Genomic DNA, 520 nt, shown 5'->3' on the forward strand with positions numbered 1-520 from the left:
CGTCGTGCCCGTCAGCAGGCCCGCGAACAGGATCTCGTCGGTGCGCAGCCCGCGCCGCTTGGTGCAGGGCCCGAGCACGGCGAGCGCGCCGGTCTCGAAGGCTTCCAGCACCACGGGGTGGATGTAGCTGCTCCGGCACACGGCCGGCGTGTTGTGCAGCAGCGCCGCCACCTCGCGCACCGTGGCGACGATCTGCTTGCGCGCCTGCCGCGCATCGAGCCAGGCGGCGCGCCGCAGCAGGGCCAGCGCATTCACGCTGCCGGCCCAGGTCCGGTAGTCCTTGGCGCTGAAGTCGGCGCCGCCCGTCTCGCGCAGGTAGTCGTTGATCTCGGCCGGGCCGATCGCGTGCCGCGTGCCCTCGGCGTCGAGGTACTGGAACAGGTGCCGCCCCGGCAGCTTCGCGCAGGCGCGCACGATCGGCAGCACCCGCGCGTCGTCGATCCGCACGTCGTGCTCGACGCCGCTCTTGCCCACGAAGCGCAGCCGTGCCGTGCCGGCCTCGATCGACAGATGGCGCTTG

At 73.1% G+C, this 520-nt stretch carries 1 pseudogene; it reads right to left on the minus strand.

Annotated elements, in window-relative coordinates:
- A pseudogene (locus tag HWX22_RS31425) lies at positions 1-520 on the minus strand (DNA topoisomerase IB); the annotation flags it as partial.

The sequence above is a fragment of the Burkholderia sp. BCC1638 genome (assembly GCF_902833195.1).
In the GTDB taxonomy this organism is placed as follows: domain Bacteria; phylum Pseudomonadota; class Gammaproteobacteria; order Burkholderiales; family Burkholderiaceae; genus Burkholderia; species Burkholderia diffusa.